Annotated in this window: 1 pseudogene; it reads left to right on the top strand. The window is 48.0% G+C overall.

Annotated features, from left to right (window positions below):
• Positions 1-128, top strand: a pseudogene (locus tag HC752_RS24560) (IS5/IS1182 family transposase); the annotation flags it as partial.
• Positions 129-252: the final 124 nt, after the last annotated feature.

Below are 252 nucleotides of genomic sequence, written 5' to 3'. Positions count from 1 at the left end.
AGATAAAAAGGGCTGTTGCGCTTGTTCCTCCAAGAGAAGGTGCAGCCTTCTGGGAGCGGGGTCACCCTAGAAACCTAGCAGTGGGTTGCCAGAAGTTATACGGCTCAAATCAGCACTGGAAAGAGCGTAAGCGCATCATGAACCCCGCGTTCTAATCATCCGTCTCGAATAATAAGATCAAGTCTCCAACTCAAAGGAGACTTGAAATGGTCAAACGACGAACCAACCAAGAATGGCAAACGTTATTCGAAC

Source organism: Vibrio sp. S9_S30 (assembly GCF_014694455.1).
GTDB lineage: Bacteria > Pseudomonadota > Gammaproteobacteria > Enterobacterales > Vibrionaceae > Vibrio.
Note: the sequence above shows the minus strand (reverse complement) of the source record. Positions and strands in the feature narration are given on the sequence as shown.